We start from the raw sequence: 7,765 nt of genomic DNA on the forward strand, positions 1-7,765 counted from the left end.
AATGGCTTGAAAATTTAAGTAGGACCTCGTAATATGCCTGTCGCAATACACATTGATCGGTTGACAAAATGTTTCAACAACCTCGTGGCTGTGGATAACATCTCGTTCGATATCGAATACGGGGAGATCTTCGGGCTCCTCGGGCCGAATGGAGCCGGCAAAACTACGACACTGTCGATGCTCGCCACCATGCTGAAACCGACGTCAGGGTCTGCCACCGTGAACGGAATGGACATTGAACATGAAGAGGACGGTGTCAGGAAGTCGATAGGCATTGTGTTCCAGACCCAGAGCCTCGATGACGAGCTGACCGCATGGGAAAATATGGATTTCCACGGCCGCCTGTACGAGATCCCCGCCGCACAGAGAAACCAGAGAATTACCGAACTCCTGGGACTCGTCGATCTTACCGACAGGAAGGACGATTTCGTCAAGACATTTTCCGGAGGGATGAAACGGCGTCTCGAGATCGCGAGGGGGCTGCTCCACCACCCCGTTGTCCTCTTCCTCGATGAGCCGTCCCTCGGTCTCGATCCGCAGACCCGGAACCACCTCTGGCAGTACATCGCGACCCTCGCCCGGGAGAAGGGGATTACGATCATTCTCACTACCCATTACATGGAAGAAGCCGACCACCTCTGTAACCGGGTCGCCATTATCGACCATGGGAAGGTCATTGCCCTCGATACGCCAAAGAACCTGAAAGACGGGATCGGAGGGGATGTAATAACTATCCGGTCCCCGAAGCCGGAAGCAATTGTTGAGGCATTGAAAGAGTCATGGGTATCCCATATGGAGCACCAGAACGGGGAGGTAACCATCAGCCTCAGGAATGCCGAACACCATGTCAGCGCTATCGTAACGTTGTTGAACGAAAAACAGATACCGATCGATTCTCTCGGCATTAACAAACCGACACTTGAAGACGTATTCCTCTCGTTTACCGGCAGGACCATTCGCGAACAGGAGGCGAATATTAAGGGGAGTATGCAGAGTATGCAGGTGTATGAGAGGATGAGGCATTGATGAAACCAAACGTTATCTATACCATCTGGTTACGGACCATGAAGAGATACATCCGTCTGAAGAGCAGAATTATCGGGAGTATTGGCATGCCTCTCTTCTTTCTGCTCTTCCTGGGCCTTGGTTTGAATTCCGTAGTAACCATACCCGGGCTCGGTCAGAACTATACACAGTTCATTATCCCGGGAATAGTCTGCTTCATGGTAACGTACACGTCCTTCCAATCGGGCATCCAGATATTATGGGACAAACAATTCGGTTTCCTCAAGGAGATTCTTGTTGCCCCGGTCTCAAGGTTCGATATCGTGTTTGGTCAGACGCTTGGAGGCGCAACAACGGCGTTTTTGCAGGGCATCATCATCGTGGTGATATCGCTCTTCATAGGTCTTAACATAGTAAACTCAATTGGTTTTCTCATTGCCTTCGGTTTTATGGTGTTAATCGGTATCGCATTTACTGCATTTGGGATTGCGCTCGCTTCGAGAATGGAAGACCCGACCGGGTACCAGTTTATCACGAGTTTTATCGTTTTGCCGATATTCGGCTTATCAGGAGCAATATTTCCGATCAGCAGTCTTCCGGCGTGGATCGCCCCGATTACCCTGTGTGATCCTCTGACCTATGGTGTTGAAGGAATCAGGTACGGATTAACCGGAGTATCCCAAATCAACCCGGTTTTATGCCTTGCAGCATTGGGATTTTTCGCAATAATGATGACGATGGTGGGGGCATTCTTATTCAGGAAGATGAATTATTAAAAAACCGGAACCGGAGAATACAAAAATTGGGAGTTGAAGGATAATGGAAATAGCACCGGGAATTCACCAGGTCGATGGGGTAAATGGTAATTGTTTTATCATTGTTCGGGACGATCTGACACTTATCGATACGGGAATGCCAAAAAACAGCGCAAAAATAGTATCATATATTCAGGATATTCTCAAGCGTAAACCAACAGATATCAAAACGATCGTCCTGACACATTTTCATATTGATCACGTGGGCGACGCTGGCGATCTCAAAAAACTGAGCGGTGCAAAGGTGGCCATTCATGAAGCGGATGCGGACTACGTTTCCGGTAGGAAAGCCCAGCCTGCACCTGGAGGTGTGAAGGGATTGATCTTTAAAATCCTCATTCCCCTGTTATTCGGATCAAGGACTGTTGAACCGGATATAACGCTCAATGACGGTGACATTATCGCTGGTCTCACCACTATTCATACCCCCGGACATACCCCGGGAAGTATATGTCTTTTTGATCCGTCATCAAAAATTCTGTTTGTGGGGGATCTCTTGAGGTTTAACGGCAGTAAAATTGAGATGGGACCCTCCTCATTAGACACAAGCGAGGTACAGCAATCAATCAAAAAGATCGCCGCAATTGATTTTGATATCATGCTGTCAGGACATGGAGTACCTCTCAGGCCTGATGCATCGGTAAAGGTCCGGGAGTTCGCGAAGTCATTACCCTGAGTTCAATTTTTTTTAGCTTTAAAAATAGTCAATCGTGATTTATCCATCAAGGAAAGTTAACTTCGCCGCGGCCGTTCATCGCAATTCCCGGATTCAACATTCACGATCTTCGCGGAGTATCGTCGGCCTCGCGATCTCCGGCTAGCCGTGCCCCTCACCACCACCGGCCCTGGCCACAGCACCGGCGCCGGCGGGGATGCGGTGTCGGCCGGGCCGCCGGCAGTGGTGATATGATTTGTCCCCACCCCCTACGGGGGTCGATCGGCCGCCTCGTCGGGGCCTCGCTGGGCAGAACACAGATCTTTAAAAAAATAGTAATCCGGGGGTCCAATGTTTTCCCACTCACATCATGGACAGTGACAAAGCCCGTCATCCGGAGTCGCTGTTGGGATTGTTGTCACGGATTGGACTGGCATCATGGGGCAATGGCAAATCCGTTTTGAAGGAGCCGGCGAAGTATCGGACGAAACGGTCGTCCCGATGCAGGTACCGTTCAGGGTAATATGCGTCATATTCCCGTCAGACTGGATGAATGCCCCGTTCGGGACTTCCAAGACTTTCGTGGAAGGCTGAAATCCTCCGGGAGTCGGTATCTGGTTCTCGGAATCATTCGCAATGAGTATCTGGGTACCGTTCCTGTCGAAAACCCGGGTGATACCATCCTGTGTGTGGGATATGATGGATCCCGCGGGAAGATTATAGGTCCTATTGTTGTCGCCAAAACCAAAACCATACGGCACGCTCGTAATCTGCTGGTTGTTATCGGTAACCAGGGTCGGAATCGGAGGACATATACCTGCATTTGCAGGATGCTCTTCCGTTGTTGACAGGGCCGGTGTTTCAGTACTGGGAATGGGAGTCAGGGATTGTGGATTTGTGGTACAACCCGCCGTTATCGAGACGATGATTATGAGAATGATACAGGTGCCGACGAACCATGATTTCATGTTCTGCCTCGGGATAACATTATTCTTTAAAATTATATAAAATTTGATTTAACTGCGATTTTTCTCGTAGTTATTTATCGGGTATTACCCGGTGGAAGTACTTGGGGGCTCTCCTCGTCACGTCGCTCGATCCTATTGTCGCGATCTTCATTTCGTGTCGTCGGCCTCGCGATCACCGGCTGATCGTGCCCCCTGCCCCGCCGGCCTGACCACAGCCCCGGCGGCGGGCAGCGAGGTGATGTCCCCCGCCCCGGGATCACTCGGCCCGTCCCTGAATTGAAACATATAGGGCCGAGTACTCATCATCATAATACGATAATCGGGATTCAGGACTGAATTTTAATTTTTAGTAAAAAATAGATATTATCTTTAATTCACGTTATCGTGGAATTATCCGATGAAGTAACATTGGTAACCTGTCCCCTTCCATCCGGAATGATAAATAGTGTACTCGTCATCTTCATAAGATTCGTAGAACTTTCGCGGCTGAGCGTGACTGAGTAGTAATGCATCGCAAACTGTGGCCCCCATGCGGGATTCTGACCATCGGCAATTGTCAATGCTACTATCGGTGATTGTGCAAACGAACTTGTAATTTCGAAGGGTACGCCATTGCCGGGGGGTGATTGTGATGCTGTACCACCGAATACCTGGTTGCCATTCACCGTAATGGTCATCCATCTACCATTTGGTACATCTGATCCTGAAATAAGGCCTTTGAACGTGATAGTGTTCCATCCAACTCCGGTAGGATCGGCAAATGTCTTCGAGACGCTGGATTGCGTCGAACCCGCAAGAAGGTTTGTATTTGTACCGTGCTCGCCATGATTTCCTTCAGCAGCATTGTTTATCATTACCGGACCATATTCTGAGTTCGGACCGGTTTGCGTGCCAGATACTGACCAGGTATGCTGCCAATCGCCCCATCCCTGAGTAGACCAGTCCCAACCGGTTGACGTGGAAATTGGTTTGAACGTGGCGGAGATGGTATGGTCGGAAGTGACATCGTTAAACGTATACGGATTCTGTGTTGTCGGGTTTCCATCAACGAGAATCGCATCAATTACGTATCCACTGTTTGGTGTAATCGTGAATGTTTTCCTGATACCATCCGGAACCGTAATTGAACCGAGAGGGTTGATAGCACCATTGGATCCCGCGATGGCGGTAATTGTGTGGATAATATCAGGATTTACCGTGGTACCCTGCTCTGCAAACCAGTTACCGTAGGTTATAGAGTGATCATTACTATCCCAGGTATCATGAAGGGTCAGGAGTTGACCCGACTTATCATATCCGACAACAGCAACACTGTGATAACCATAATCTGTCGTGCGGTCGGTGCTGCTTCCGCCAGGATACATCGTGAGTTCAAGCGGGTATCCCGAATCAATCTCGTTTACGAAAGAGTCGTAAGTATCAAAAAACGTGTTTCTTGCTGTCCATGTTCCTATCCCATGTTGGTAAAATTCTGTATTAATTCCCGGGGCGATGAGGAGAGGGAGTGTCCCGCCACAAGGTGGACTGGGCATGTTGGTACAGAATCCGGAAGGGTCATATAGTGTTAACATATCGCCAGCCAATTGGTAATTTAATGGATCACCATATCTGGGATCGGTGATTGAGGGCAACTGGGTTAATCCCAGATTTTGCCAATATCCCAATATCATTGCAGCTGATGTTGGCGAGCAACCCCATTTCCAAAGATAGGAAGGAACGTTTTGTATTTCATTTTGTATAGTGACTGCATTCACTGAAGGTTGTAATGCCGGTACAGCGGCAATGGCAGTCATCGGAGCGGCGCTCGCCGAACCAATACTATCCCATTCAGCATTCGCTTCCACAATTTTTTGTTTTTGGATCGCATCCAGTTGTCTCAATTGCGTTGCATTGAATCCAAAGGTGGAATTCGGGGCACTTCTCTGATCTACAATCCTGTGTTCCGTGAGATCAACAAGTATCCAGTCCTGGGAAATCTGTTGAGGTCTCGATCTTGAGTTGTTCATCTCTATCGGATACGCCATGTAGAAGAATGTAGCCCCAAGATAAACCGGCTGACCTTCACCCAGAACTTCCCGGCGATTTGTAATTTGTGTCTGGGCGAGCTGTTTTGCACGAAGGACCGTAGCAGCATCTTTATCCGGCGTCAATCCTGTTGATAATTCGAGGATCGGATAATTATCCCGGCTTGCGGATACCATTACATACCCGGCGTATTGCCCGTTTGCCATCACATCGTACGAATATGATGCATTCGTCCCGGTCATATCGTAATACGTTGTATCAGGTACCACTGTCGCGCCATTCCAGGCTGCAAAATCATCGGAAGTGCCGGATATTTTGCTAACGAGATCCGTTGCAGCGAGGGTTGCATTTTTAAGGGTAACAAGATGTCTACTGCGCTGATCCTTGTCACATGAATCCTTATCCTGTGAATCTTTATCACACCATCCTCTGTCACAGTCATTGCCATGTAAATCCTTGTCATGGCCATTATCTATCGAATTCTGATCGTGTGAATTCATATCCGGTACGTTTTTATCCGGTTCAGCACCAACTGCCGGTACCACGACCATCGCAGCTATCAGAACGATGAGCAGGAGAGCACAAAGTCTCAGGAACTTCATTTCAATTACCTCCAGGTTTTCAGGATTGGAGGCATGGCCCACATCTTCATCAGAGATTTGAAGAATATGTATCATGCCCTCCGGGCAGGACCGGGTTCATCTCACATTCCAGGTCAGGTGAACCCATTCCTTTTCATTCACAGCAAAAAAAATTGCAGATTTTTTACTGACAATATGGATTGAGGTATTTATTATAATAAATATTGTATTTTTGTTCTCATCGTATTATACAATATGATTATTTAGTATGTGGAAGAATTTATATCAGATAGTAAAATTTCTAACTGACTCGCGTTTGATTCCTCAATTGACAGATCCATCCAAAACGCATTGGATATCGGAGGGAAAACGTCTCAACCGTTTTTTACGCGATCACATCAGAAGAGGGAACAATCATGCCAGTTCGGACTCCACAACCAAAAAAAGCGAGACGGATTAAGTATCATCTTATTGCCATTCTTTTACTGTTGGTAATCATTACGGCGTCGGTAAGTGCAACCCCACCCCCTCCGGATGAGCGAGCGTGGAATCTCTTACCCTTTTTCGGGAGTATCAACGCATCAATTCGGAATAATCTCACCGAAGTGGATAAACCGGTACCGGTATTTCCCAATCTGTCTCCCTATTTTGAGGCCCGGAATATTATCTACGATAAAACCGGTCAGCACTACATAGCTGAGGTCTGGTATTTCACCAACTCCGATGACTTCACCGTGCAAAAATCGCGTCTGACAAACTATCTTGCTGCACATGGTACGATATCATGTACTACACTGGATATTACAAGGGAACTATCTCAATACTCCTCAGAGCCCGGAACAGCCGAATATTATGCGTCACATCAGTATCCGATGCAACAGATTCCTGTTCTCGAATTTAAGAGTAATGAAACATCGGGATATTTTTTGATTTTGAATACCAAGCAATATATCGCATATTATGGTATCGATAGTTCCGGAAGTCTGGATGAGAACGTGCCGATCCTGAAGATCCTGTTTATGAGCGCTGTTTCGGATAATCTGGATGGGGAGTTTAATTTTCCCGGAGCAACTGCATCACGTTTTATCCCATTCGTGTGGACTTTTATCCAACTCTTGCCGTATCTCGTTGTCATCGGCCTGTTGTTGCTGGTCATTGCCAGACTGAGAAAGCATTGATCTCTATGTTCACACTAAGAAAATTTTTCCGCCAAACAGGATCCGCTGGTAAAAATCAATAAAATTGGGGCTCTGTAGAAATCCACAACGAGAAGAAGAAAAAAGTGTTTTTACGCGATCACATCAGAAGTGGGAACAATCATGCCTGTTCGGACTCTACAACAAAAAAAAGCGAGACGGATTAAGTTCCGTTGTATCGCCGGTCTTTTCCTGCGGGCAGTCATCACGGCATCTGTTTGTGCAACCGCGCCCCCGCCGGATCTGCGGCGGTCCAACTTTTTAAACCCCCCCGACGAATCCGCCGCGGGGCGCGCCCTACGGGCGGTCGGCCGTCCATCGCTTAGTGAATGTGGGGGGACCCCCATCCTTCAGCTCCAGCTGGGGTGTACAATGACATCGCGTCCATTTTCTCCATTACTAGCCACTACGCCTGAATGTAACAAGCCAAATAAATAAAAGCTATTAAGAAAATGTTACATCGGTGATGGCTTGCCACTCTATGCACTATTATTCAAAGGCGGATTGCGGCATTCAGAGC

7 protein-coding genes are annotated in these 7,765 nt (G+C 47.8%); 4 read left to right on the forward strand and 3 right to left on the reverse strand.

The window, feature by feature from the left end:
• The first annotated feature begins 33 nt into the window (after nt 1–33).
• Genes WBL42_RS11025 through WBL42_RS11035 form a run of 3 tightly spaced genes read left to right on the forward strand, consistent with a single transcriptional unit; the run spans nt 34 to nt 2,496 of the window.
• Nucleotides 34–1,026 carry an ATP-binding cassette domain-containing protein gene (locus tag WBL42_RS11025; RefSeq protein WP_424721328.1) on the forward strand — a complete coding sequence of 331 codons (993 nt, stop codon included), beginning with the start codon at nt 34–36 and terminating at the stop codon, nt 1,024–1,026.
• Nucleotides 1,026–1,781, forward strand: a complete 756-nt coding sequence (locus WBL42_RS11030; RefSeq protein WP_424721329.1) for an ABC transporter permease — start codon at nt 1,026–1,028, stop codon at nt 1,779–1,781. The genes WBL42_RS11025 and WBL42_RS11030 overlap by 1 nt, the downstream gene beginning before the upstream one ends.
• A 43-nt stretch (nt 1,782–1,824) precedes the next feature.
• Entirely contained in the window at nt 1,825–2,496 is a 672-nt protein-coding gene (locus WBL42_RS11035) for an MBL fold metallo-hydrolase (protein WP_424721330.1), read from the forward strand.
• Between the two features lie 347 nt (nt 2,497–2,843).
• Here WBL42_RS11035 and WBL42_RS11040 read toward each other — a convergent pair whose 3' ends face one another.
• From WBL42_RS11040 to WBL42_RS11050, 3 genes are all read right to left on the reverse strand, one after another.
• Nucleotides 2,844–3,443, reverse strand: a complete 600-nt coding sequence (locus tag WBL42_RS11040) for a hypothetical protein (protein ID WP_424721331.1) — start codon at nt 3,441–3,443, stop codon at nt 2,844–2,846.
• Nucleotides 3,444–3,590: 147 nt separating this feature from the next.
• Nucleotides 3,591–3,728: a hypothetical protein gene (locus WBL42_RS11045; RefSeq protein ID WP_424721332.1), complete on the reverse strand. Its 138-nt coding sequence runs from the start codon at nt 3,726–3,728 to the stop codon at nt 3,591–3,593.
• Between the two features lie 89 nt (nt 3,729–3,817).
• On the reverse strand, nt 3,818–6,145 hold the full coding sequence (locus WBL42_RS11050; protein WP_424721333.1) for a C39 family peptidase: 2,328 nt from the start codon (nt 6,143–6,145) through the stop codon (nt 3,818–3,820).
• A gap of 320 nt (nt 6,146–6,465) precedes the next feature.
• Between WBL42_RS11050 and WBL42_RS11055 the strand changes: the two genes are divergently transcribed.
• Complete coding sequence (locus tag WBL42_RS11055) at nt 6,466–7,227, forward strand: hypothetical protein (protein ID WP_424721334.1); 762 nt, start codon at nt 6,466–6,468, stop codon at nt 7,225–7,227.
• The last annotated feature ends 538 nt before the right edge of the window (nt 7,228–7,765 follow it).

The sequence above is a fragment of the Methanoregula sp. genome (assembly GCF_049686655.1).
In the GTDB taxonomy this organism is placed as follows: Archaea; Halobacteriota; Methanomicrobia; order Methanomicrobiales; family Methanospirillaceae; genus Methanoregula.